Source organism: Streptomyces pristinaespiralis, from assembly GCF_001278075.1.
Taxonomy (GTDB): domain Bacteria; phylum Actinomycetota; class Actinomycetes; order Streptomycetales; family Streptomycetaceae; genus Streptomyces; species Streptomyces pristinaespiralis.
Genome location: NZ_CP011340.1, coordinates 1,064,756 through 1,089,273 on the forward strand (window position 1 = coordinate 1,064,756; position 24,518 = coordinate 1,089,273).

The following is a 24,518-nucleotide window of genomic DNA, read 5'->3' on the forward strand; positions in this document are numbered from 1 at the left end:
GGCCCGGCCCGGCCCGGCCATGGAAGCAGAGCGCCGCGCCGGAGTCCTCGGTCCTCCGATTCCGGTTCAGGGACGGACCGCTGCTGAGCGGGAGTCGTCGGGCGCCGCTCCCGACGACTGCGTGAAGTGGCCAAGGGCCCGTACGGCGGGCCCCGTTGCCCCGCCCGTGTCGCCGGCCGCCTCACGGCGGTCGGCGTGCTGCCGCGACACGGTGCGGCAGAACGGCCAAGGGGCCGTTTCAGATTCCTCTGAAACGGCCCCTTGGCTCACGACTCTCACGAGTCGGGACGACAGGATTTGAACCTGCGACCCCTTGACCCCCAGTCAAGTGCGCTACCAAGCTGCGCCACGTCCCGGTGCGCGGCTCTGCCGGTTTCCCTGGCTGACCGCGCAAGAGAACATTACCTCACTCTGCGGGGTCGTCGAACGCCCGGCCTGCGACGCGGCGGCATGTGGGGCACACCGCCCGTCGCCCACGAAGCCGTACGAGGGACAATTGCGGCATGGACAAGGCACGCAGGGACCGCGACGCCGAAGGCCGGGCGCGCAACGCCCGCCCCCGGGACGGGCTGGGGCGCCCCCTCCCCCATGGCGCGCCCGGTGTGGAACGCCAGCCGGAGGGTGTGCTGCGCACTCCCGCCGAGACGCTGTCAGAGGCGCAGCGACTACTCGACGCCGGGATGCCGTTCCATGCGCACGAGGTTTTCGAGGACGCATGGAAGTCCGGCCCGGAGGAGGAACGCGAGCTGTGGCGCGGCCTGGCCCAGCTCGCGGTGGGACTCACGCACGCGGCGCGCGGCAACACTGCGGGCGGCGCCCGTCTGCTGCTGCGGGGCGCCGACCGGATCGCCGGCTTCCCCGCGCCGCACGGCATCGACGTGTCGGGGCTGACCGGCTGGGCCCATGAGCTGGCTGGCCGGCTGACCGACCCCGTGGACCCGGCCGCGGAATCCCCACGGCTGCGCCTCTAGCAGGATCACTCCGAGCCCGCGGGGCCGTTCCCGTTCACGTCGGGTCGCTCCCGGAGTCGTACGGCCGCGGCGCCGGCGCCGGGCGACCGCGTGCAGCCGGGACGACGGCGCCCGGACCGGGTTCGGCTCAGGCGGTCCGCACGCCCTGCACGGTCCGCGCGAGCCGAAGGCCCAGGTCGTCGATCGCGAACGTCGGGTGGCTGCGGCGTCGCACGGACGCTCCGCAGCCTCGCGCCGACTCGGCCCAGCCCCCGCCTCGGAAGATGCGGTAGGAGCCGTAGACCTCCTCGTCGTACAGGTCCCAGCACCACTCCCACACGTTGCCCAGCATGTCGTGCAGCCCCCACGGGTTCGGCTTCTTGCCGCCGACGTCGTGGGGCCGGCCGTCGGAGTTGTCCGCGTACCAGGCGATGTCGTCGATCTCCCCGTAGCGGTAACCGCTGGTGCCCGCCTTGCAGGCGTACTGCCACTCCGCCTCGGTCGGCAGCCGGTAGCCGTCCGAGGTCCGGTCCCAAACCACTTCGCCGCTGCGCGCGTCGCGGGAGTACGCCTGTCCGAGCCCGGCCCGGGCCGACAGCAGGTTGCACAGCTCGATCGCCTCCAGCCAGCTGATGTTGGTCAGGGGCGCGGCTCCGCCCGCGGCGGGCGCGGCGGGATCGGGAGTCGGGCCGGTTCCGGTGACGGCGCGGTGCAGGTCCCTGGTGACGGGATACGTGCCGAGCAGGAACGGAGCGAGCTCGGTGCGCCAGCGGGTGTCGCGCCGGTCGTCGCGGAGCTCCACGGCACCGCCGGGCACGGGAGTCATCCAGGGGGCCGCCGGATCGTTGGTGGACAGATGCACTCGGGCGCCCTCTCGTCATGGGGCGACTGCCGGGTCGTCGCCGGGGCCACGATACGGGGCCTGCCCCAAAGAGCTTGCCTCACAGCGGAGTTGGGCGCGTCAGAGCAGGCTGCGCAGCACGGTGGCGTGGCTGTGGTCCGGTTCCTTGGACGCTGTCAGAAGCGTCAACGGGCCTTCGGCGGCAAGGCTGCGCAGTTTCTCCAGCGCCTCGGCGGCCGCGGGTTCGGCGAGCTCGGCCTCGTAGCGTCGCCGGAACTCCTCGTACTCCCCGTCCGGCCCGTGGTACCAGCGCCGCAGCTCCGGTGACGGCGTCAGCGCCTTGGGCCACTCGTCGACGTGTGCCGCCTCCTTGCTCAGGCCACGCGGCCAGAGCCGGTCGACCAGGACCCGCAGGCCGTCGTCCGGGGCGGGCTCCTCGTAGACCCTGCGGACCTTCGTCGTGCCACTTCCTCGTCGCATGCCCCCAGGGTCACAGGACCGGACCGCCGGGGCGACCGATGGAGGGCCTGCCGGGAGCCGAGCTTCCGCGGAGCTGACGTGAAATCGATTGCACAGAATACTCATGCGGCATACAAATACCCTTGAAGCCCTGGCGACGACAGTGTCGCCCGGGCGCCCGGACGCTAGGGCGGTTCAAAGCGGATTCGAGGAAGGCCCCGGAGGTGGACCGTTCTCCCGGACCGGGCGAGAAATCCTTTTCAGTGGCGGGTAAAGTCAAGACGACCCACGGCGAACCGGCTGGTGCGGCACCATCTCGCGACTGAGCGCCGACCCGGCGTGGCAGACCGGCAACGGGATGCGTGGCGGCGCGACAGCGCGGCGGACTGCGCGGGTCCGCGCAGTGGACGAAAGGTGTGGACACGACAGTGGTGACGATTCAGGACGTGGCTCGTGCGGCCGGAGTGTCGCCGGCGACGGTGTCGCGGGTGTTCAACGGCGGCAACGTCACGGCCGCCCGGGCCGAGTCCGTACGGCAGGCCGCCGCCGAGCTCGGCTTCGCGCCCAACCGGCTCGCCCGGTCGCTGCGCAAACAGCAGTCGAGCGTGATCGGCCTGATCATCCCGGACATCGAGAACCCCTTCTTCACCTCCCTCGCCCGCGGTGTCGAGGACGCCGCACAGCGCACCGGCATGTCGGTCGTCCTGTGCAACTCCGACGAGGACGTCGAGAAGGAACGCCGCTACATCGACATCGTCATGGGCGAGCAGATGGCCGGAGTCATCGTCGCCGCCGCCTCGCGCGACCGGACCGACCTCAGCCCGCTCCTGGCCAGGGGAATGCCCGTGGTGGCCGTCGACCGCCGGCCCCACGACGCCGACGTCGACGCGGTCATGGTCGACAACCAGCACGGCGGCGAGGTCGCCACCCGCCACCTGCTCCGCGCCGGGTACCAGCGGGTCGCCTGCATCACCGGTCCCGCCGGGGCCTCCACCTCGGAAGAGCGCCTCGCCGGCTACCGGTCCGCCCTGCGCGGCGAACTGGGCAACGACTCCGGGGAGCCGGCGCGGGCCGCGTCCTACATCCGGCACGCCGACTTCCGTGTGGAGGGCGGCCGGGCCGCCATGCGGGAACTGCTCGCCCTGCCCGAGCCGCCGGACGCCGTCTTCGTGGCGAACAACCTGATGACCGTGGGCGCGCTCCAGGCCCTGCGCGAAGTGGGGCAGGCACCGCCGGGCGTCGGCGTCCTGTCCTTCGGCGACGTGCCGTGGGCGTCGCTGGTGCGGCCCTCGCTCACGACGGTCGAACTGCCGTCGTACGACCTCGGGCGCACGGCGGCGGAACTGCTGCTCCAGCGGATGGCGGGCAGCGCGGCGCTCCTGCAGACGGTGGTGCTGCGTACGACGCTCAAGCCCCGCGAGAGCACGGCGGGGCCGAGCCAGGCGTGACGCCACGGGTCCGGGCGGCCGGGCCAGGGCCATGAGCGTCGCCCCCTTTGCGTCGGCCGGCCCGAGGTCGCTGCGCCCGTGCCCGCGTCGTACGTGACGCCCCCTGGTGCCGCCCGGCCCGAGGTCGCTGCGCCCGAGTCGGGCGTGACCGCGCCCGGGGTCTTCCCGGGGTCTTCAAGACGCGCGCCCGTAGCTCCGCCTGGGCCGGGGCCCTACCTGCCCGGGTCCTGGCCCCTCGGGATTTCCCTGGCCGCGGCCCGCCCCGGCCGCGGACACCCCGGGTCGGGAGCTGATCCGTCGGTCAGCGCACGTGGGCGGCGATCGCCCGCGCGCACGCCAGGGACTCCGTGTGCGTCGTGTCGACCTCCAGGTCGTACGTCACCCCTTGGTGAACCACGTCCGCCTGCGACGCGGCCATCCCCTGGGCCCGGTCTCCCCGTGCCGTCTCGCGGCCCGCGGCGACCGTGCTGTCGCATCTGACGCCGACCCACAGCACCGCCAGGGCGCCAAGTGCCTTCTGCCACCGCTGCTGTGACGCCGCTCCGCGCAGGAAGACGTCGTCGACGACGATCCGGGCTCCCGCGCGGGCCATCGCCACGATGCCCTCGGTCCAGGCGGCCTCCAGCGCCAGGAAGCCCGCGCCGACGCTCACGCGGCCGTCCGAGGCGATGTCGAGCCCCGCGTCCGACGCCTGCATCTTGGCGGGCATGGCGTCGACGAACGAATCGACCCCGAACGCCAGCCATGGATCCGGAAGCACGGCCTGGAGACACCGCACGATCCCCGACTTCCCCGAGCTGGATCCACCGTTGAGAATGATCATCCGAGTTGTCACGGCGCCACAGTAGGGGCGCCTCCCCGGATCACGAAAACGAATTCCGGCAGGCTGACGACCCGGCATTCTCCACCGGCCGCCCAGGCCGACCACGGCTTCACGGGAGCCGGAGAGCCGCAGAGCCGCAGAGCCGCAACACACCCTCGCAGGCTTTCCGCTGACGCGCCGTGAGCTCCAGAACCGACGCGGCGCCGCGCTTACCATGGCGGCATGGCGGTCGACCTCTTCGCAGGCATCCCTGTCAACGACCATGCGGCGGCACTCGCCTGGTACGAACGGCTGCTCGGTTCGCCGCCGACATTCGTCGCGAGCGACACGGAGGCCGTGTGGGAGCTCGCGGAACACCGGTCGGTGGCCGTCGAGCAGCGGCCCGAGCACGCCGGCCACGCCATGCACACCATCTTCGTCGACGACTTCGATGCCCGTATCGCCCGGATCGCCGACCGGGGACTCGAGCCCACGAAGCGCGAGACGTACCCGAACGGCGTGCGTAAGGCCGTCTATCACGATCCGGACGGGAACGAGATCGGCTTCGGCGGCGCCCCACTGTGACCGCAGACCGTCAGGTGATCCGCACCGGGTCGGCCTCGCGGCGCCCCGTCCTCCCGGAGTCCCCTGTGCGCCGCCTGAAAACGGCACGCGCCCCGGCCGGGGCCGGGGCGCGGGGCGGGATGCGTCGGGCTACTTCATACCGGACGTCTTGATCGACTCGACGATCTGCCGCTGGAAGGTGAAGAACAGCGCCAGCATCGGCAGAGCCGCGACCGTCGCCGCCGCCAGGATGTAGTTCCAGTTGGAGAGGTACTGCGTCTGGAACGAGGCGATTCCGAGCTGGACCACCGTCAGGCTCTGGTCGCTGGTGACGACCTGCGGCCAGACGAAGGCGTTCCAGTTGGCGAGGAAGAAGAACACCGCCAGCGCGGAGAGGATCGGCCGGGACATCGGCAGCACGATGTTCCAGTAGACGCGCCAGTGCCCGCAGCCGTCGAGGACCGCCGCCTCCTCGAGTTCCTTGGGCAGTCCCAGGTAGAACTGGCGGAGCAGGAAGATGCCGAAGGCGTTGAAGACGGCGGGGACGATCAGTCCCGCGTAGCTGTCCAGGAGGCCCAGTTCGCGGGCGACGATGAAGAGCGGGATCAGCACCACGGGGGCGGTGACCAGAAGGGTCGAGAAGATCGCCATGAAGATCTTCTCCCGGCCCGGGAACCGCAGCCGCGCCAGCGCGTACGCGGCCATCGAGTGGAACAGCAGCGCGGCGATCGTGATGACGGCCGAGATGAAGAAGCTGTTCCAGAGGTAGCGGACGAACGGGACCTCGGTGAAGACGTAGACGAAGTTCTGGACCGTGAACTCCGTCGGGATCAGGTTGCCGTCGGTCACCGTCGAGCGGGACTTGAAGGCCGCGGAGACCATCCACAGCACCGGCAGGACGCTGACGACCGCCGCGCAGGCGGCCAGTGCCGTCAGCCCGACGCGTCCGGAGAGCCGCCGCCGGCCGCCCACCGCATTCGCTTCACTCGCCATCGTCGAACCTCCCGCCTCTCGTGAGCTTGAAGATCACCGCGGAGACGACGACCATGATCAGCACCAGGAACGAGCCCATGGCCGACGCATAGCCGTACTCCCCGAATCCGAACGCCTGCTGGTAGATGTAGAAGATCGCCAGCGAGGTGCCGTTGGCGGGGCCGCCGTTGGTGAGGACGAAGATCAGGTCGAGTCCGCCGGTGATGGCGGCGACCGTCGACATCAGCAGGACGAAGAAGCTGGTGGGACGCAGGAGCGGCCAGGTGATGGTGCGGAACGTGGTCCACGGCCCGGCGCCGTCGATCCTCGCGGCCTCGTAGTACTCCTTGGGGATCTCCTGGAGCCCCGCAAGGAAGATGATCATGTAGTAGCCCATCATCACCCACACCATGACGGCGATGACGCAGCCGAGCGCGAGGGTGGGGTCTCCCAGCCACGACTCGCCCTCGAGCCCGATGGCCCGCATGGCGCGGTTGACCGCGCCGACCTGCTCGTCGAGGAGGAACTTCCACAGCACGCCGACGACGACCAGGCTGATGACGTACGGCAGGAAGAGCGCGGTGCGATAGGCCCCCATGCCGGGGAGCTTCTGCTTGACGAGCAGCCCGAGGCCGAGGCTCACGCAGAACAGGACGGGGACGAGGATCACCACGTAGAGGCCGGTGACCTTCATCGAGTCCCAGAACAGCGGGTCGGCGATCATGCGCTCGTAGTTGCCGAGCCCGATCCACTCGTAGCTGCCGAAGCCGCTGACCTGGAAGAAGCTCAGGAAGATGGAGAGCACCATCGGGACGCCGACGAAGAGTGTCAGGCCGATGGCGTCCGGCGCGAGGAAGAGGCCGGCGGCGATCCACTCGCGCTGCTTGCGCCCGGGTCCGCGCCGGGGCCGTGCGGGCGCCGGGGCCGCGGGGGTCCGGTGGTCCTGTGCGGCGACACTGCTCATATCAGGCTCGCCCCCTGGTAGCTCTTGGCGTAGGCCGCGATCGACTCGGCGGCTCTTTCCGTCTCACTCGCCACGCTGCGGCCGGCGAGCATGGTGCCCTGGATGGCGTCGGAGATCGCCTTGTAGACGACCGGGGGGTAGCGCGGCTCCGCGCGTCCGCCGGGGAACACCTCGTCCTTGAACTTCTTCATCGCCGCGGAGTCGTAGCCGCCCTTGGCGGCGCCGCGTTCGAGGGCGGTGGCGCGGGGCGCCACGTCCGACTTGGCGCGGGTGCACCAGTCGACCATCCGGTCGATGGAGTCGTCGCTCATGGAGCCGAGCGCCCAGGCGCAGAACTCGGCAGCGGCGTCCGGGTCGCGGCCCTGCGCGTTGGCGCAGAAGGACCAGCCTCCGAGGGCGGTGGTGTACCGGCCGCCGTCGGGCACGGGGAGCTTGAAGACGCCGTACCGGTAGTCGGGGGCGTACGCCTTGAAGCTGGAGACCTGCCAGATGCCCTGCTGCCACATCGCGACGTTCTCTGCCTTGAACGCGCTGATGACGTCTCCGGCGGCGGGCAGGGTCCGCGGTGTGATGCCGTGGCGCACCGCGTCCTGCCAGAACCGCAGGGCCGCGCGGGTGGCCGGGGAGTCGAAGGCGACGTCGCCCTGCTCGTCGAGGACGTCACCGCCGCCCTGCCACATCCACGGGTACCAGGTGAAGTTCTGGTAGTAGCCGGGGTTGGTCTCGAAGACGAGGCCGGCCCGGGTCTTCGTGCGCAGCTTGTCGCCGATGTCGAGCATCTGGTCCCACGTGGTGGGGATGTCGGCCTCGGACAGTCCGGCCTTCTCCCAGGCGTCGACTGCGTAGAACATCGACAGCGGTTCGACCTCCATGGGGAGGGCGTAGACCTTGCCGTCGACGGTGCGGCTGTCGAGCGCGGTGCCGAAGTCGGCGACTGCTTCCTTGTCCATGTACGGGGTGAGGTCCGCGAGGACGCCGCCGTTGTAGTAGCGCAGGAAGTCGCCGGGGCTGAGCAGGAAGATGTCCGGGCCCTGGCCGGTGGCGAAGGCGGAGGGCAGCTTGAAACCGTTGAGGTAGGTCGGCTGCGGGAGGTGCACCAGTTCGATCTTGGTCTTGTGGCCGGCGTTCCACTTGGCGACCATGTCGACGAACCACTTGGACTGGGCGTTGATCGCCGGGTCCGGCGATCGCTGCGGTCCGTAGAAGTTCCAGAACTGCAGGGGGCCGTCCTTCGCCTGGGCCGTTCCGCAGCCGCTGAGCAGGCCGGACGCCGCGGTGGCGACGCCCGCGCCGGCCAGCGCGGTGAGAAGACGGCGGCGTGTCGGGGCCGGATGCCCGGCGTCGTTGCCGTGCTGGAGCATGCGCGCGCTCCTGTCGGAGGTGAGAGGGAGAGGTGGGAGCGTGGGGGGGTGTTCCGGATGCGGGTGGTACGGGGGGCGGGGGCGCGGTCGTCGGCCCCGGCACTCACCGTGGTCGTCAGTCGACCTCGAGGGTGAGCAGGTCGGGGGTCCGCGGCAGGGAGGCGCTGCTCGGCGAGTCCAGGTAGAACAGCGCGGTGCTCGCGATGTCGTCGCTCGTGTGTCGGTAGCGGTGCGGCAGGCCGTTGCCCTGGCCCGGACCGATGCCCAGGCTCTGGACCGTGATCCGCAGGTCCTCCGAGAAGTGAACGGGGTCGAGAATGTGCCATCGGTACATTCCGAACCGCTGCTGGCTGCTGTAGAGGCCGTCGGGGCGCAGGATCTGGTTCAGGCCGAGGTAGGGCGTGGTGTAGGCGGTGTAGCCCTGTCCAGGAACGTCGAAGTTCCAGGCGCCGCCGAAGTAGTCCTCGGTCCCGGTGCCGCAGATGGTGGGGAACTCGTCGTCGCCGTCCATGAAGAACTTCAGCTCGCCCTCGCCCCACCAGCCGGGGCTGTTGACGCCCCAGGCCAGGTAGGTGCCGACGTAGCTGCCCGCGCCGGTGACGCCCTCGAGCAGTGTGTGCTCCTCGCCGAACGGGACGGGGTGGCTTCGGCGCCACTGGGCGTGGAAGTACGTGGAGTCCTCGGGGACCTCGCCGAGTTCGTAGTCGACCTGGTAGTAGAGCGTGACCGTCTCCGCGGACAGGTTCTCCAGGGTGATGCGGGCGGCGCGGCGGAACGGCATCGGCCAGTAGGCGTTGAAGCCGCCGTTGGGGTTGGACGCGACCGGGACCGAGGACACCTGGCTGAAGGTGTTCCAGCCGTTGCAGAAGAAGTCGCCGAGCGGCACCTCGACCGCCGGGGTCTCCTCGCCCTCCCAGTGGATGCGCAGCAGCGTGCTGCGCCATGCGGCGTGCGGGGCGGTGGTGCACCACAGGTGGCGGATGGTGCCGGGGCCCTCGATGTCGGCGAGGGTCGCGGTCCCGCCGGCCGCGATGTCGATGCTGGGCGAGATCTTCCATCCCGGACCGAGCCGGGAGGCCGCGACCGCCCCCGTCCCCTCGGTGGCCCTGCCGCCGCCCGACTTGGCGCCGGTGAAGTTCTCGGCGCTGATGGAGCGGCTGACGGCACGGGCCTTGCGGGAGAGGCCGTCGAGTCCAAAGGTCGTCATGGTTCTGTCTGCTCTCGCGGGGTGATGTTCTCGGAGGTGCGCCGCGCCCCGCACCGTCGGCGGGGGAACACGGGCAAGGACCGCGTGCGTCGTCGAGACGCCTGAAATCCATTTCACGGCAACGTAGGTACAGCCCCGCACCGTGTCAAGGCACCAGGGCAAGATTCTTCGATCGCCCTGGGATCGCTCGTCGAGGGGTTGACGGTGAAATCGATTTCTGCCAGCGTGCACGCCATGCTTCGCAACGCAGTCATCGGTGTGGACATCGGCACATCCAGCAGCAAGGGGGTCCTCGTCGGACTCGACGGCACGCTGCTGCGCTCTGCCGTCAGGGAGCACACCCCCGCACGCCCCGGTCCCGGGCGGTTCGAGATGGACGCCGCCGTGTGGTGGCGTGAGTTCACGGAGCTGACGCGGGAGCTCACCGCGCCGGCCGACGCCGCCGTGATCGCGGTGGGCGTCAGCGGCATGGGCCCCTGCGTCCTGCTCACCGACGAGGACGACGAACCGCTGCGCCCGGCGATCCTCTACGGCGTCGACACCCGGGCGGTCCGCCAGATCGAGCGCCTCGACCAGCAGCTGGGCGGCGAAGAGATCCTCGCCCGCTGCGGCTCCGCCCTCACCACCCAGGCGGCCGGCCCGAAGATCGCCTGGATCGCCGAGGAGGAACCGGAGCTGTACGCGCGGGCACGCCGCCTGTACATGCCGAGCTCCTGGCTGGTGCGCAAGCTCACCGGCGCGTACGTCCTCGACCATCACTCGGCCAGCCAGTGCACGCCGCTGTACGACACGACGGCCCGGCAGTGGTACGCGCCCTGGGCCGAGGCCGTGGCCCCCGGTATCGAGCTGCCGGCCCTCGCCTGGTCCGGCGAGTCGGCCGGCGTGCTCACCACCGAGGCGGCACGCGCGGCGAACCTGCCCGCCGGCATCCCCGTCACCACGGGCACCATCGACGCCTGGGCGGAGGCGCTGAGCGTCGGCGCGCAGCAGACCGGCGACCTGATGCTGATGTACGGCACGACGATGTTCCTGATCCACACGGTGCCGGAGCCGCTCACCAGCCCGTCCCTGTGGGGAACCGTGGGAGCGCTTCCCGGCACCCGCAACCTGGCCGGCGGCATGGCCACCTCGGGCGCCGTGACGAACTGGCTGCGCGACCTGGTCGGTGCCGCCGACCACCCCGAGCTGCTGAGCCTCGCGGAAGCGGCGGGTCCCGGCGCCAACGGCCTGCTGATGCTGCCGTACTTCTCCGGCGAACGGACCCCCGTCATGGACCCCGAGGCCCGCGGCGTCATCGCGGGGCTCACCCTGTCCCACACCCGCGGCGACCTCTACCGTGCCGCGCTCGAGGCCACCGGCTTCGGCGTCCGCCACAACATCGAGGTCCTCGAGGCCGCCGGCGGCGACATCCGCCGGGTGGTGGCCGTCGGCGGCGGCACCCAGGGGGCCCTGTGGACCCGGATCGTCTCCGACATCACGGGCAGGGAGCAGGAGCTGCGGGCCACGTCCATCGGCGCGAGCTACGGCGGCGCGCTGCTCGCCGCGCAGCTGGTCACCGATGCCTCCATCGACGAGTGGAACCCGGTCCGGCAGACCGTGAGGCCCGCGGCGGAGAACGCCGCCCGGTACGACGAGCTGTACGCGCTCTACCGCCGGCTCTACCCGGACACCGCTGCTGTCGTCCACTCACTCGCAGCACTTCAGGACCGCTGAACCCGGGGACTCCACCCGGCCCACCCCGCACCTCCCGCAACACATTACGGAGACCGAGAGCGCATGACCTCCTACACCCTCCCCGAGCCGCACCGGGCGCCCGTCGCGGAGCCCGGCACCGTCTACACCGTGGCCAGCGGCGACCTGCGTCCCAGCGCCAACACCACCTGCTGGCCCGCGCAGCAGAAGCTCGAGAGCGACCTGGCCGCGGCCCTCGCCGATCTCGGCCGGCAGGTCCGGCGCGGTCACGAGTTCGACCCGGACAAGGGACACGGCTTCATCGACAGCCAGCGCGCCGGCATCGAGGTCTTCAAGAACATCCCCAGGGACGCCCCGCTGATCGTCGTGGAGGGCGTCTGGCAGTACAGCCACCACGTCATCGCCGGCCTGCGCAGCCACCGCGGGCCGATCCTGATCGTCGCGAACTGGAACGGCGAGTACCCGGGCCTGGTCGGCCTGCTGAACCTCGCGGGCAGCCTCACCAAGGCGGACATCGCCTACTCCGTGCTGTGGAGCGTCGACTTCACCGACGAGTGGGCGCGGCGGGGACTGCGGACCTGGCTGGAGACCGGCACCCTCGTCCACGACACCGGCCACGTACGCGACCTGCCGGCCCTCCCCGAGGACGCGGAGACGGCGCTGGGCGTGGCGCTGGCCCGTCAGCTGCGCGAGGAGAAGGCCGTCATCGGCGTCTTCGACGAGGGCTGCATGGGCATGTACAACGCCATCATCGACGACGAGCTGCTCAATCCCCTCGGCATCTACAAGGAGCGCCTGTCCCAGAGCGCCCTGGTCGCCGAGATGCGGCACGTCCCCGACGAGGAGGCCCTGGCCGTGCGGGCGTGGCTCGACAAGGCCGGCATGACGTTCCACACCGGCACGGACGAGGCGACCGAGCTCACCGACGCCCAGCTGCTCAGCCAGTTCAAGATGTACATAGCCGCGCTGCGGATCTCCGACGACTTCGGGCTCGACGCCGTCGGTATCCAGTACCAGCAGGGACTCAAGGACACGGTCCCGGCGAGCGACCTGGCGGAGGGCCTGCTCAACAACGTCCAGCGGCCGCCGGTGCTCAGCCGCGACGGCGCCCGCGAGCTGTACGCGGGGGCGCCGCTGCCGCACTTCAACGAGGTCGACGAGGGCGTGGCCGTCGACTCCCTGGTCACCAACCGGATCTGGACGGCGATGGGCCTCGACCCCGCCACGACGCTGCACGACATCCGGTGGGGCGAGGAGTACGAGGGCCGGTTCGTGTGGGTCTTCGAGATCTCCGGCTCCGTGCCCGCGTCCCACAACGGCGGGTACGACAAGTCGTGGAGCATGCGCCAGCCGCCCATGTTCTTCCCGCTCGGCGGCGGCACGCTCAGCGGCGTCTCCAAGCCGGGCGAGGTCGTCTGGTCCCGGGTCTTCCTGATGGACGGGAAGCTCCATCTCGACCTGGGCAGGGCGAGCGCGGTGGAGCTGCCGGAGGAGGAGACGCAGCGCAGGCTCGAGGCGACGAACCGGCAGTGGCCGATCATGCACGCCGTACTGCACGGCGTCAGCCGCGACCAGTTCATGGCCCGCCACCGCGCAAACCACCTGAACGTGGCGTACGCCCCGGACGCGGAGACCGCGGACAAGGCGCTGCGTGCCAAGGCCGCGCTCTTCGCGGAGCTCGGCGTAGAGGTCCACCTCTGCGGGGACGTCGCGATCTAGCGGCAGATCCGTGAGGTGCTCACGCCAGGAGAGGGCTGTCCGGCGGCAGCCCCCTCCTGTGCGTCCGCGGCTCCCCGGGCCCCCGCGGCGCCCGGGCGCCGCCGCGACGGGAGGGCCCGCCCGGCGCATCATCTTCGTCCTCTGACTAGCTCCGACCCTGCGAACAACGGCAGCATGGGGAACAGCGCGGTACATGACCGCGTACGGAGGCGGTGCGCGTTGACACGGGCGAGTTTTGCGTTCTGCGGGGCCGAGCTGGCCGCTGTCTACGTCCTCACGGAGGGCGCGGACGAGCTGCGGCTGGCCGAGGTCGTGGGGGACCGCGGCGGGACGTACGGGCTGCCGGCCGTCATCGGCCTCGGCAGCCGCTCCCCCGCCACGGACGCCTACCGCGCCGCCCGGCCCCTGTGGCTGAGCCCTGCGGAGCTGTCCGCGTACACCGCCGGCGACCCCCGCGGAGTGACCCCCGTGGGCGCGGGGACCCTGCCGCCGAAGTTCTCGCTGGGCGCGCTGCCGCTGGGCCACGGCGCCGCCAAACTGGGGTGCCTGGTGGTGGGGGGCGAGACGGCGGACGGGTTCGACGCCGACCGCCGCAGCCTGCTGGAGCTCTACGCCGATCAGGTGGCCGCCGGACTCGAGTCCGTACCGGCCCGCGTCGTCGGGCGGGCGGGCCCCAGGTCGCATCCCGGGCCCACGCTGGTCCCGCTCCACAGCGGCGCGTTCACCCTGACGATGGACACCGGGCACATGGAGGCGGACGAACGCGTGCTGGAGCTCCTCGGGATCGCCCCGGAGGACTTCGACTCGCGGGTGGAGACACTGCTGTCCTGCGCGGTCCCCGACGACATTCCGGCGCTGATGGCCGTGGTCGAGCCGGGCAGGCTGTCGTCCTCCGGAGAGCAGCTGGCGTTCCGTATCCGCCGGCCGGGCGGTGAGCTGCGCTGGCTGGGCCTGCGCTGCCGGCTGCGGTTCGGCGCCGACGGCATGCCCGAACGGGTGCTCGGTGTGGTCGCGGACGCCGTCTACCTGCGCCCCACCGACGACGAGGTCGCCATCGTGCAGGGGCTGTCCGCCCGGCTCGCGGGGGCGAGCACCGTACGGGACGTCAGCCGTATGGTCGTCGACGCTCTGCGCCAGCCCTTGGACGCGAGCCGGATCGCCGTCGCGGAGCTGGAGGCGGACCGGCTGCTGGTCACCATCCTCGACCCGCCGGAGCCGGACTCCTGGCCGGGCGTGTGGCAGACGGAGTGGCGGTCCGAGTGGCCGGACGCGTCGTGCCACGCGCTGCCCACGCTGCAGAACGCCCTTCGGGACGGCCATATGAGCCTGTGGCCTCCCGGCGCCGACCTGGAGCCGGGTCTCCTCGGCATCGGCCCCGGCGGCCTGGCGGTCGTCCCCCTGCCGGCCGACGGGCGCCTCATCGGGGTGTGCCTGGTGGGCTGGGACACCGACCACGAGTTCACCCCGGAGGAGCGGTCGCTGCTGACGGCGGTCGCCGGACTGGTCGGCAACGCCCTGAGACGCGCCCATGCGCTCGACGCGGGGCACGAGCTCGCCAGGATGCTCCAGCGCAGTCTGCTGCCCCGCAAGCTGCCGGTGCTGCCCGGCGGCGTCGCGGTCGCCCGTTATCTGCCGGCGACCGTGGGGCTGGAGGTCGGCGGCGACTGGTACGACGTGATCCCGCTCTCCGACGGGCACGTGGCTCTCGTCATCGGCGACGTGCAGGGACACAGCGCCGCGGCCGCCACCATCATGGGCCAGATGCGCACGGCGGTCCGCGCCTACGCGGTGGAGGGCCATCCCCCCGACGTGGTCGTCTCACGCGCCAACCGGCTGCTCGTCGGCATGGAGACGGACCTCTTCGCCACCTGCCTGTACGTCGATCTGGACATGGAGGAGGGCATCGCCATCTTCGTCCGGGCCGGGCACCTGCCGCCGGTGCTGCGCCACCCGGACGGCAGGACGGAGGAGCTGGTGGTGGAGGGCGGGCCGCCGCTCGGTGTGCTCGCGGACGCGGAGTTCACCATGACGGAGGCGGGTCTGGTCCCCGGCACCGTGCTCACGCTGCTCACCGACGGTCTGGTGGAGTCGTCGCAGCTCCCGCTGGAGGAGGGCATGCGCCATGTGGGCGAGGCCCTCGCGGCCGCGGACCCGTCCGACATCGGGCGGGTGGCCGACGAACTCCTCGGCACCGCCGACGGGCGCGACGACGACGTCGCGGTGCTGCTGCTGCGTTACGACGGGTCCCGTGTGCGTCCGCTGCGGACCCACTGGACGGTGTGGCGTCTGACGAACGCGGTGCTCCACGCCCGGCGCTTCGCCGCGCGGACGCTGCGTTCCTGGGGCGTGGCGGAGGAGGTGGACATCGCGCTGCTGGTGGTGTCCGAGCTCGTCACCAACGCCATCGCCCACACGCAGGGCGAAGTGGGACTCGACCTGACGCTGTCGTCGGACCGGCTGCGGATCGCCGTGAACGACACCTCGCCCCGGTCCCCGGTGATCCCCGCGGACCTCGACTGGGAGGCGACAGGCGGCCGCGGTCTGCTCATCGTCGAGGCGACGACGGCGTCCTGGGGCTCGCTGCCGCTGAGCGGCGGCAAGCAGGTGTGGGCGGAGATCGAGGTGTCGGGCACCGGGAGCTGAGGCGGGCTCGGGTGACGAGACGTCAAGCGGTCTCTCACGCCGGGGACTTGACTCCCCGCTGGGCAGATCCACCACCGGTCGACCGGATGACTTCCCTCGATGATCGGCTGCCGCGAGGTCCGCGCCGGAATTGAGCCGGATCGCGTCCAGCACCGCCGTCCACGACGTGAGGCCGGTCTCCGGTGCGGCGACGATCGAGTACGGCCGGCCGGGCACCACCTGGTGTTTGCCGGGCCCGGCCTGAGGTGTGGCGGAACGACCGGTCCAAGCAGGTGTCGGCGTCGGGCCGAAGTCACGGTGAGATGTCCATCGCGAGCATGAGGCGGCCGTCGGCTGCCCGGGGCAACGCCATCCCGGCCAGAGCCCGGCGCAGCCGAGCGACGTCGATCCGGCCTGGTTCAGCCCGGCTCCTGCACGTCAGCGCGCTGAGTACTCCGCGGTCCGGCTGCCGCTTCGGTTGTCAGCAGGCCTGCGAGTTCCCGGCCGAGGGCCGCATCCCGCCTCACCGCCAGGTCCCCCGCACCGGCACCCCCACGTGGGCCCTTGGGCACGAGAGCCAGTACGTCGCGCATCGCCCGTTCCCCCACTGCGGCCTTCTGGTATGCGTCCGGGTCGTGGACGAAGGCGAGGGTCGCTGCGGCGAATACGCCAGGCACATCCCGCCGGCCGGAGGAGAGGCGACTGCGGAGCCTTTCCCGGGAGTCCGCGAGCCCGCCGGGCCGACGGAGACCGATCAAGGAGGCCAGTGTGCGGCCACCCAGTTCCGTGAGGCCGTTGCCGAGCAAAGCCGCAACCACGGCTTCCGCCTCCGAATCGGTAGGCTGCGGCCGGCCAGGGAGGGCGGGCAGCGGGCCGGGCTCGTCCGCGGTGAGGCAGGCCCGGCAGACCAGCGCCCGCATCCTGGGTGACGGATACTCGCCGGCACCGGCATGGGGGTCGGCCCCCGCGCTGGTGAGGGCGTCGGTCAGCGTCCACACGTAGGCCGTCCCGCACGCGAGTGCCGCGCACATGTCGGCGAACGCCTCCCCCAGCCACGGCTCCCACACAGCGATGCGCCCCTGCGCCAGTCCCGTGTCCTCACGCAGTCGTGTCACGAGGGTCGCGGTGAGACCGAAGTCGTCCTCGATGTGGTGGCCCGTCTCGTGGGCGACAGCCAGCAGGGACGGGATGTGGCGACTTGCCGACCAGGGAATTCCGATGACCGGAAAGGGCAGATGCCGACTGGCCCGGCGGCCTGCGCCGGTCCGCTGCCTGCCAGGGGCCAGCAGGTCCTCGAAGTCGCTGCCACGGGCGGAGGCGAAAGGCACAGGCTGCCGGTTCAGGAAGGTCAGCGGCGGCTCCTTGAACACCGACCCCGCTGTTCCCGTCGCTGCGTCCCGGACGGGGCGGTAGAGAGCCCAGGCCAACTCGTCGGTGACGGTCAACCATGCCCGGTAGGGGTCGTGGTGGCGCAGCATCAGTTTGCCGCGGAAGAAGTCCCACACATGGTGCAGGTCCAGGACGATCTCGGCCCCCTTCGTGTCCTGATCGGTAGGCAGCATGGCTGACACGTGTTCCAGCGCGGTTGCCACGACCCTGGCGGCGCTCTCGATCTGCGACCGGTGCGTCGCCATCGGGGCGCTCTGCGCGATCTTCCGCCAGTCGTCGAGTTCGGACGTCAGCGCTTCCATGGCTTGGCGGACCTCGAACCGGCGCCGGGCGGTGTAGCCGGGGTCCGGGTCTTCCATCAGGTCCGCTCCGGGGTACGCAGGGCGGCCGGGGTGGCGAAGAGCGCGGCGCTGAGGGTCTCGATGACGTCTTGGCCCCAGTCCACTCCGGCAGGGATCGTGACGGGGCTCGTGGGTTGGCTGCCGCCGGTGGGCGCCGATCGCAGGGCGCGGTGCAGTTCGTGCAGCGGCTGCTCTTCCGCGATTGCCTGCGCGAGGAGCGTGGTCTGGTGGAGCGGTGTGCGGATGAGTCCGCATCCGACGACCGCCGGGGCGATACCAGAGGCGAAGAGCGTGGCGGCGAACAGGTTACGGAGCACGAGCTGGAGGGGGATATCGGCCGGTGAGGCGGGGCGTGGCGGATCGAGCACGATCAGGGGTTGTGTGCCGGGTACGAATCCCGCAAGCCACTCCACGAGTCGGCTGGGTTCCAGGTCTGATCCGGAGGCTTTGCTCTTCAGACGGTCACCATGGCTGAGTCCGGCGGGCGACAGATCGAAGTAGGGGATGGAGCCGCTCTTGAGTCGCAGGGGTGCACAGACGTGCAGCAGGGCCGGAGGGCCCTTGCGAGGGGGTGGGAGGGCTGCGGGCGCCCGCAGTCGCCGCACTGTGCAGCCGTGACTTTCGAAGATTTTCGCCGGCGCCCGGCCGAGTGCGGAGTGAGCCGATGCGTCGCCGGCGTCGCAATGGAGCATGAGGACGGACTTCGCCCCGTACTCCGACCTGGCCGATTCGCGCAGTTTCCACAAGGCCGTGGCGACGAGGACCGATACAAGCGTCTTGGACGTGTTGCTCATGTGCTTCGGCAGAGCTGCGACGACTCCTGCGGTGATGGCCGTATCGGTGAGAGCGCCGAACACCCCGTCGATCACCAGGTCGACTCCCTGCCCGGCTTTCAGCGCCATCTGGAGGACCCGCGTGTCTGCCGACTCCGCCGCGTCAGGCAGTGTCCGGTAGAACACTGCGGCCCTTGCCTCGCTCGGCAGATCAGCCAGTTCCCAGGGAAACGCGTGAAGAGCTGTGTCGTCGGACTGGAGCTGCAGGGCCGACAGCGGGGGGCGGCCCCGGTGAAGGACCTGAAGGCGGCCGCAGCCTGCTGCGGAAGCGTGACGCCAATCGTCCAACAGCGAGCGCGCGATCAGAGTGGGGTCGGAGTCACCGTCCCGCTTGAGGATGGGAGAGATGACGCGTTCGGTCTCGGACGGCACACGGAGAGGGGTGTGCCGTTCGGTTTCCTGGGAGTCGACGGGATGACCGAGATGGGCTGCCATCCGGTTGGCGATCTGCTGGGTCGACGTGTCACCGAGCAGGGCGGCGCTGGAGTGCAGGATACGAGCGGTCCACGCCGAAGGGCGGTGCACCTGGCTGAGGAACTCGGTCGCGGCCCGCAAAGGATTCTCTCTGCTGTCGGCCGGCTCGGCAGAAGCGTGCAGCCAGTGCGACACCGCCGTCAGCAGTGGAGCGTCCTGGGGGCTCGCTGAGCAGAGGAGCCGGGTGAGTTCCCGGCCGGGCACGAGGTCGAGGCGCAAGTGGGCACGCGCTTGCCGCCATGCTTGCAGCGGCTCTCCGCCAGCTGCTCGGCCGAGCTCCTGGTCGGCCTGGACGGTGAGCTGAAGCGCCTGGTTGAACCGCCCGCGCACACGCGCGAACTCGGCGAGGTACCTGCATCGCATCAGTTCGTCGGAGCTCAGGGGTTCCGGCCCGATGATGTCGTCGAACAGGGGCTGGAGCAGCTCCAGCCCGGCGCTTTCGCCGTCGTCCGTACCGGGGGAGGGACACCATGCGAGGTCTTCCAGGACGGCGAGGCGGGCCGCCGGTGGCTGCATCTTCGCGAGCGCATCAGCCAGGTCACTCACCCGCTCGGGGGCGGTGAGTACGGCGGCCACACCCCCCTGGAGCAGATCCTGTGGTGAAGTCATGGGCACCGCGCGCAGCGCACCGTCCACTTCGTATCCCTGACGGTGGAGCTCGGACCACAGCAAGGCACGTTGCACGGACCATGTGCCGGACACATCGGCGGTTCTCAGGAGGGTGAGTGCGGTGGCGGCCTGGTGCAGATCACCCAGATCGCGGGCGAGGAAGCGGGCATACAGCAGCAGGCACTCGGGGTGACCGTGGGGAAAGCCGAGGTCGCTCCACAGGCCTGCCGCACGATCGAAGGCCGCTTGTGCGGTGTCCACGGCGAGAAGTTCACCGGCCAGGACGCCCCGAGCCATGAGGTTCCTCGCCAGGTGACGGTACTTGGCCGGGCCGCCGGCCTTCGCGAGGGCCATGTCGGCTTCGTCCAGGGATGCGAGTGCAGCGCGGGAGTGGCCCAGTTGCCGATACGCCTGGGACAGTGCGAGGCAGGCTTCGGCCTGCTCGAGTGGGGAGGCGGCGTCCGGGTCCAGCGCGGTGAGGGTGGCGATGGCTCCGGTCGGTGTGAACGTGCGGAGTTGGTTGCGGGCCTTGCCCAGGAGGGCTCGTCGTTGCAACGCCATCAGTTGGACGTTCTCGGCTCGGGGATCCGTTCCGGCGGCGGCGCCGCGGTTCACCGGGGTGGCGTCCATGGCGAGCACCGAGTCCTGCAGTGCGAAGGCCTGGTCGAGACGGGTACCACGTTCCAGTTCCTGAGCCAGCTCGAGGGCGATCAGCGCCTCGCTGGTCGCGGCTCCGCGTTCTCGAGCGGTCACGCGTGCTCGCCGGTACGTGGATTCCGCGTCCGGGTGGGCGAGCGCCGTCTGGATGCGGGCGAGAATCGTCAGTAGCCGCTCACGCCACTTCCCGTCGGTCTCACTTTCCAGTCCCGACAGGACGAGTTCCGCGGCCTCCGCGTGCATGCCCTGGCTGCTTTGCAGGCCGGCGCGGAGGATGACTTCGGCGCTGGCGGTGGGGACCGGGTCGGGTGAGTGTTCCCGGAGCCGGTCGACGAGGGCGAGGCGGTGTTCGATCTCGTTCCACATCGGGTCGGCGGAGTTGAACTCCGGATTGTCGGCCTGCTTCATGGCCAGGGACATGGCAATGGCCAGATGCGCCTGCACCAAGGTCGCGTGGCTGATGAGGGGTTCTCCGTCCAGACGGAGTCGCGGTCGCCCGTCGTCCACGTACTCGGGTCCGAGGATCTCCTCGCTCAGCTCCCGCACGGCCTCGACGCGGTGGTGATCCTGCATGCGTTCCACGGCGGCCTGCCACACCTGGGCGGCGTTGCCGGCGTCGATCTGGAACCGGTGATAGAGCGCCTCCTTCGTACAGGCCACCCATTGCTCGGCATCCGTCTCTGCCAGGGCCTCGAAGTGGTCGATGAACGCCTGGTGCAGGTGTTGGGAGACACGTTGGTCTGCGACCAGTTGGCGCATGGGGGCGAGGACGTTGGTGTGGAAGACCACCACGGAGTCGTCGCCCGCGTGACGGGAGACCCAGGAGGACGAGCTCGCGTAGTCGAGCAGTCGCCGCCATGCCTGGCGGAGATCCTGCTCCGTCGGCGCTGTCGCCACGGTCGGGAAGATGTCGGCACTTCCCTGCCGGTGATGCCGGTCGTTGCGCGGATTGTCGGCGCCACTCCTGCCACTGATCCCCGCTGCCAGCCAGGGCTCCATGACAGTGAGCGCCTCCTCCAGCCGTAGTCGGCGGGGAACGACTCCGTAGCGCAGCAGCCACCGCACAGCCGGGTCGTCGATGCGCTCGACCACGCGATCGATGAGGTAGCGCAGGTGGGGCTCGTCGTGACCGCGTAACTCCTGCTCTGTGATCGTGGGTTCCTGATCGATGGCATCGGCGTACAGCGCCAGCTTCAGGGGGAGACCGCCTGCCATGTCGGCCGCCGCGTGAGCGAGCTTGTTGTCGCGGATCCCCCGTAGGCGGAGGTATCTCATCGCCTGCCTCACGCTCAGCGGTGCTACTTCGCTGTGTTTGGTCTGGCGTCTGCCGAACGAGTCCATGGCCTGCGGCAGCCTCTCGCGCAGGTCGTTCCGGCTGGCGAGCGCGAGCCGCAGTCCCGGGCAGCTCTGCAGCAGCCGTCCGAGCAATCGTAGGAACCGCTCTGCCTCCTGCTGGCCGTGCAGGAGCAGCTCCTCCATGGTGTCGACGACCAGCACCGCCGGGCCTTGCGGGCGTGCGCGGTTCAGCCTCTCGGCGAATGCGGTGACCAGCTCCTCCTCGACGGCGGCGGAGTCCAGTGAGGCGATGTTCTGAGCCGCTTCCCTGGCAGGTGGGGAGGGCCGCCGTGCCAAGAGGATCCGGTAGGCGGCGTAGTCGTCCAGTCGTTCGAAGGGTCGACCCGGGAGTCGCCTGTCGAACTGGTCCGCGATCTCCAACAGGACGAGCCATGGGTGCCGGCCCACGGCACGGGCGCTGATGACGTCGAAGTCGATCCGGGCGCACGGTACGTCGTTCGGTTCAGGGACGCAGTACCGGGCGACGATCCAGCGCAGCTGCATGGTCTTCCCGGCCCCCCCTTGGCCGTAGAGCTGCCAGACGCGCCGCCGGCCGCCCAGCCAGCGTTCGATGTTCCTCTCGAGTCCTCTGGGCAGAAGGAATTGTGCCGCGCGGGCGTAGTCCGCCGCCCAGTACGAGCGTGCTCGGACGTAGCCTGCGCGATCCGCGAGGACTTCCTGCAGTGCGTTCGGAAGTCGGGGACCGCGGTCGGCGTCGGCCAGGACGTCGATGAGGTCCTGGCAGGCGGGGAAGTCACGCAACCGGTCGGCTTCGGTGAACAGGCGCTCGAACATCACGCGGGCGGTATCCGGCGAGGGGAGCAACAGGTGGCGTAGCTCTTCGGTTTCGTCACCTGTGGTTCGTAGATGGCCGGCGATGCGTTCCTCGAGCTGGTGCAGTCTGCCGGTGAGCTCGGGGCGGCCCGGGTCGAACCACTGATGGAAGTAGCCGCTGCGCACCTCGTCGGCCAACGCGTAGCTTCCCGGTTCGCCGGCGACCGGGTGCACTGTGCTGGTCGAGAGAAGGTCGTCCAGGGAAGGAGTGGCGATCTCTTCCGCCGCCGCCCAGGGGTGCAGCACCTCGTCGTAGAGGACGGAGGTGAAGGTACGGGCGGCGGCGCAGGCCCGTAGGACGGGCGCCCAGGAGGGAGGCACGAGGGAGCGGCAGATCGTACTGGGACTTTCCCCCGTGGCCAGCCTGCGGGCGATCTCCAGCAACGTGTCTGTGCCGTTGGTCATCGGCGCACCCCCAGGGCGTTGGCCGCTTCGAGCCACTGCGGCACATGCGGAGTCAACGTGTGGAACAGGTCGACGGCGAAGAACTCGCCCGCGGTCTCCTGGTAACTCTGCAGGAAGTTGAGGACCTTTTCATCAGGGACATACCCGAGTCGGCTGCTGTATGCCCGCGCCAGCCGTATGAGCTCTGATGTTCTGAAATCTCCGACCTGGACTCTGCCGATCATGTGTGCGTCGGACTCGCGCAGGGCGGGGCTCACACTCTCCTCACGAGCGACGATGACGAGTCGCACCGCGGGTGGCTTGCCGTACGCGACGGGTTGGATCAGGCCCTCGTAGAGTTCGCCCGCGAGAGAATCCGGCATGATGCACTCCGTGTGGTCCAGAGCCAGCACCAGCCGCTGAGCACCCGCGGCACCGGACAGAGCGTCGAGGAATGCGGAGAAGATGCCGGCCTTCCGCTCGTCGGCCCGTGCCGCTTCGTCGTTGAACCCGCGGCCCTCGTCGACTTCGGGTCGATGCTCGTTCGGAGCCGTTCTCGCACTGCCGAGGACGAGCTGGTTGAGTTCCGCATTGAACTTCGCGAAGGCGTCCTTGGGAATCGGGCACAGCTGATCCGGAGAGGTGGCCTGGTCGCGGATCATCCGTAAGACGGTCAGCCAGTCCTTGTTCCTCACGCCGCCCCCCGGCCGCCCCCCGGCCGGACCCGACCTGCCGGCCAGGTCCACGGAAACAATGTGATGCCCCCTCAGGAACCAGGTCAAGAGGCACCAATGAGCCAGCCACGTCTTGCCGGTCCTGTGATGACCGGTCTGTGAATGGCCGCTGATGACGAGCACTGAGCGATCCATGGCGGCGGGCGAGGCGTGCGGGGCGTCCACAGCCCACCAGGCCTGCCTCCGCTCCTCGGAACGGCCCACGAATCGGCGAAGCTCGGCGTACGGCCTGCTCCGCAGAATGTCGCGGAGGACGTCGGCAGCGGGGCGGAACGCGACGGGCAGTACAGCATCGGGTTCGCAGCAGGTCAGGAGCACCGGCAGCGCCCATACGCCGGTGCGCACTGGCATCCGGGCGAGCGCTGCACGGGCCGCGGCCACGCACATGTCCACGGGGCTTGACTCCGCCAGCCGCGCGTAGAACGTGTCCGAAAAGACCACCGCGGCATCCGACTCGATGTCAGCCTGCATGGACACCACCGCCCCTGCCCCGGCGTCGAGGAAGGCCCTGGCCACCCCACCGACCCAATCAGCAGGGTCGGCTGCTGAACGGCAGGCGTTGAGCACCACCAGGCGAGGCTGATGGTTGGCCAGAGCCGGCACATCGTCGGCCGTGAGGGACCACGGTTCGCCCGACGTAGGGGTGAAGACCAGTTCGGGACCGCCGATGCCGGGGCGCGGCATGCCGTGAGCGATGAAGTGGAGGATGTGGGGGCGCAGTCGGTCGATGGCGTCCGACAGCGCGGCCGCGCTCGCCGGATCATCGAGCACTTCCAGGTGAACACGTGCCGGAGCGCTCTCCAGAGCCCCGGACATGGCCGCGAGCTCCTGCTCCGCCAGAAATTCCTCATCGTGCGCAGGAGTGCCGATGACGACCAGCACCCGTAGCGGGCCAAGCTCCGTTGGGCCGGCCTCGACTGTTCGGGCCGTCCCACGTCTGATCAGCAGTTCAGGCCTGTTCCACAGCCACCATCCGTGCTGCCACATCAGCTCCCACGGCAGCCCTCTCAGCTCGGAGGGCTCGACGTCCAGCACCACCCGAACCGGGTCCTGCCGTGTCGCGCCGCCGCGGAGTCGGTCCCACTGCGCCGCCAGACCTCCACCGAGCAAGGCACGGCACAGGACTTCTCCGGCATCCCGGCGGATGCCCTCATCGGCGTCGCGATCGAAGACCGTGTCGAACCCACGGTCAAAGTCGATACTCCCCAGCGAACAACGGCTCTCATGCCCCCCGTCCACTGACAGATGGACCGTGTAGTCGCTCTCCCTGCCTCGCCCTGAGCCGAACGAGCCGGCAATTCGCAGAACAGCCTTGCTTGCCATCGTT

16 protein-coding genes and 1 tRNA gene are annotated in these 24,518 nt (G+C 70.3%); 6 read left to right on the forward strand and 11 right to left on the reverse strand.

Features of this window, described 5'->3' with window-relative positions; all coding sequences use genetic code 11:
- Positions 1-282 precede the first annotated feature (282 nt).
- A tRNA-Pro gene (locus SPRI_RS04375) sits at positions 283-356 on the reverse strand.
- A 147-nt stretch (positions 357-503) separates the two neighbouring features.
- Here SPRI_RS04375 and SPRI_RS04380 point away from each other — a divergent pair.
- Positions 504-971 carry a DUF309 domain-containing protein gene (locus tag SPRI_RS04380; RefSeq protein ID WP_037773139.1) on the forward strand — a complete coding sequence of 156 codons (468 nt, stop codon included), beginning with the start codon at positions 504-506 and terminating at the stop codon, positions 969-971.
- Between the two features lie 127 nt (positions 972-1,098).
- On the opposite strand, the gene SPRI_RS04385 is transcribed toward SPRI_RS04380, so the two are convergent.
- Together SPRI_RS04385 and SPRI_RS04390 are read right to left on the reverse strand one after the other, a co-directional pair.
- Positions 1,099-1,776 carry a formylglycine-generating enzyme family protein gene (locus SPRI_RS04385; RefSeq protein WP_037775885.1) on the reverse strand — a complete coding sequence of 226 codons (678 nt, stop codon included), beginning with the start codon at positions 1,774-1,776 and terminating at the stop codon, positions 1,099-1,101.
- A 135-nt stretch (positions 1,777-1,911) separates the two neighbouring features.
- Positions 1,912-2,271: a DUF488 domain-containing protein gene (locus SPRI_RS04390; RefSeq protein WP_005308713.1), complete on the reverse strand. Its 360-nt coding sequence runs from the start codon at positions 2,269-2,271 to the stop codon at positions 1,912-1,914.
- A 407-nt stretch (positions 2,272-2,678) separates the two neighbouring features.
- Between SPRI_RS04390 and SPRI_RS04395 the strand changes: the two genes are divergently transcribed.
- The gene (locus SPRI_RS04395; RefSeq protein ID WP_037773141.1) at positions 2,679-3,698 is read left to right on the forward strand and encodes a LacI family DNA-binding transcriptional regulator; all 1,020 of its coding nucleotides are present in this window, start codon (positions 2,679-2,681) and stop codon (positions 3,696-3,698) included.
- A gap of 301 nt (positions 3,699-3,999) precedes the next feature.
- On the opposite strand, the gene cpt is transcribed toward SPRI_RS04395, so the two are convergent.
- Positions 4,000-4,533 (reverse strand): chloramphenicol phosphotransferase CPT, encoded by a 534-nt coding sequence (gene cpt / locus SPRI_RS04400; protein WP_005308718.1) that lies wholly within the window; start codon positions 4,531-4,533, stop codon positions 4,000-4,002.
- A 210-nt stretch (positions 4,534-4,743) separates the two neighbouring features.
- Here cpt and SPRI_RS04405 point away from each other — a divergent pair, with 210 nt between their 5' ends.
- Positions 4,744-5,085, forward strand: a complete 342-nt coding sequence (locus tag SPRI_RS04405; RefSeq protein WP_005308733.1) for a VOC family protein — start codon at positions 4,744-4,746, stop codon at positions 5,083-5,085.
- A gap of 129 nt (positions 5,086-5,214) precedes the next feature.
- Here SPRI_RS04405 and SPRI_RS04410 read toward each other — a convergent pair whose 3' ends face one another.
- From SPRI_RS04410 to SPRI_RS04425, 4 genes are all read right to left on the reverse strand, one after another.
- Positions 5,215-6,057 carry a carbohydrate ABC transporter permease gene (locus SPRI_RS04410; RefSeq protein ID WP_005308735.1) on the reverse strand — a complete coding sequence of 281 codons (843 nt, stop codon included), beginning with the start codon at positions 6,055-6,057 and terminating at the stop codon, positions 5,215-5,217.
- On the reverse strand, positions 6,047-7,000 hold the full coding sequence (locus tag SPRI_RS04415; RefSeq protein WP_005308738.1) for a carbohydrate ABC transporter permease: 954 nt from the start codon (positions 6,998-7,000) through the stop codon (positions 6,047-6,049). Before SPRI_RS04415 ends, SPRI_RS04410 begins: the two co-directional genes overlap by 11 nt.
- Complete coding sequence (locus SPRI_RS04420; protein WP_005308740.1) at positions 6,997-8,361, reverse strand: ABC transporter substrate-binding protein; 1,365 nt, start codon at positions 8,359-8,361, stop codon at positions 6,997-6,999. The genes SPRI_RS04415 and SPRI_RS04420 overlap by 4 nt, the downstream gene beginning before the upstream one ends.
- 115 nt (positions 8,362-8,476) lie before the next feature.
- The gene (locus tag SPRI_RS04425) at positions 8,477-9,568 is read right to left on the reverse strand and encodes a glycoside hydrolase family 172 protein (protein ID WP_005308742.1); all 1,092 of its coding nucleotides are present in this window, start codon (positions 9,566-9,568) and stop codon (positions 8,477-8,479) included.
- Between the two features lie 234 nt (positions 9,569-9,802).
- On the opposite strand from SPRI_RS04425, the gene SPRI_RS04430 reads away from it, so the two are divergent.
- From SPRI_RS04430 to SPRI_RS04440, 3 genes are all read left to right on the forward strand, one after another.
- On the forward strand, positions 9,803-11,281 hold the full coding sequence (locus SPRI_RS04430; protein WP_037773143.1) for an FGGY-family carbohydrate kinase: 1,479 nt from the start codon (positions 9,803-9,805) through the stop codon (positions 11,279-11,281).
- Between the two features lie 63 nt (positions 11,282-11,344).
- Positions 11,345-12,979 (forward strand): hypothetical protein, encoded by a 1,635-nt coding sequence (locus SPRI_RS04435; protein ID WP_005308746.1) that lies wholly within the window; start codon positions 11,345-11,347, stop codon positions 12,977-12,979.
- Between the two features lie 219 nt (positions 12,980-13,198).
- Positions 13,199-15,622, forward strand: coding sequence for a SpoIIE family protein phosphatase (locus SPRI_RS04440; RefSeq protein ID WP_050791411.1), 2,424 nt, complete (start codon positions 13,199-13,201; stop codon positions 15,620-15,622).
- A gap of 398 nt (positions 15,623-16,020) precedes the next feature.
- On the opposite strand, the gene SPRI_RS04445 is transcribed toward SPRI_RS04440, so the two are convergent.
- Genes SPRI_RS04445 through SPRI_RS04455 form a run of 3 tightly spaced genes read right to left on the reverse strand, consistent with a single transcriptional unit; the run spans position 16,021 to position 24,514 of the window.
- Positions 16,021-17,349, reverse strand: a complete 1,329-nt coding sequence (locus SPRI_RS04445; protein ID WP_005308750.1) for a hypothetical protein — start codon at positions 17,347-17,349, stop codon at positions 16,021-16,023.
- The gene (locus tag SPRI_RS04450) at positions 17,349-22,478 is read right to left on the reverse strand and encodes a hypothetical protein (RefSeq protein ID WP_037773144.1); all 5,130 of its coding nucleotides are present in this window, start codon (positions 22,476-22,478) and stop codon (positions 17,349-17,351) included. Before SPRI_RS04450 ends, SPRI_RS04445 begins: the two co-directional genes overlap by 1 nt.
- Positions 22,475-24,514 carry a CHAT domain-containing protein gene (locus tag SPRI_RS04455; RefSeq protein WP_005308754.1) on the reverse strand — a complete coding sequence of 680 codons (2,040 nt, stop codon included), beginning with the start codon at positions 24,512-24,514 and terminating at the stop codon, positions 22,475-22,477. Before SPRI_RS04455 ends, SPRI_RS04450 begins: the two co-directional genes overlap by 4 nt.
- Between the last annotated feature and the right edge of the window lie 4 nt (positions 24,515-24,518).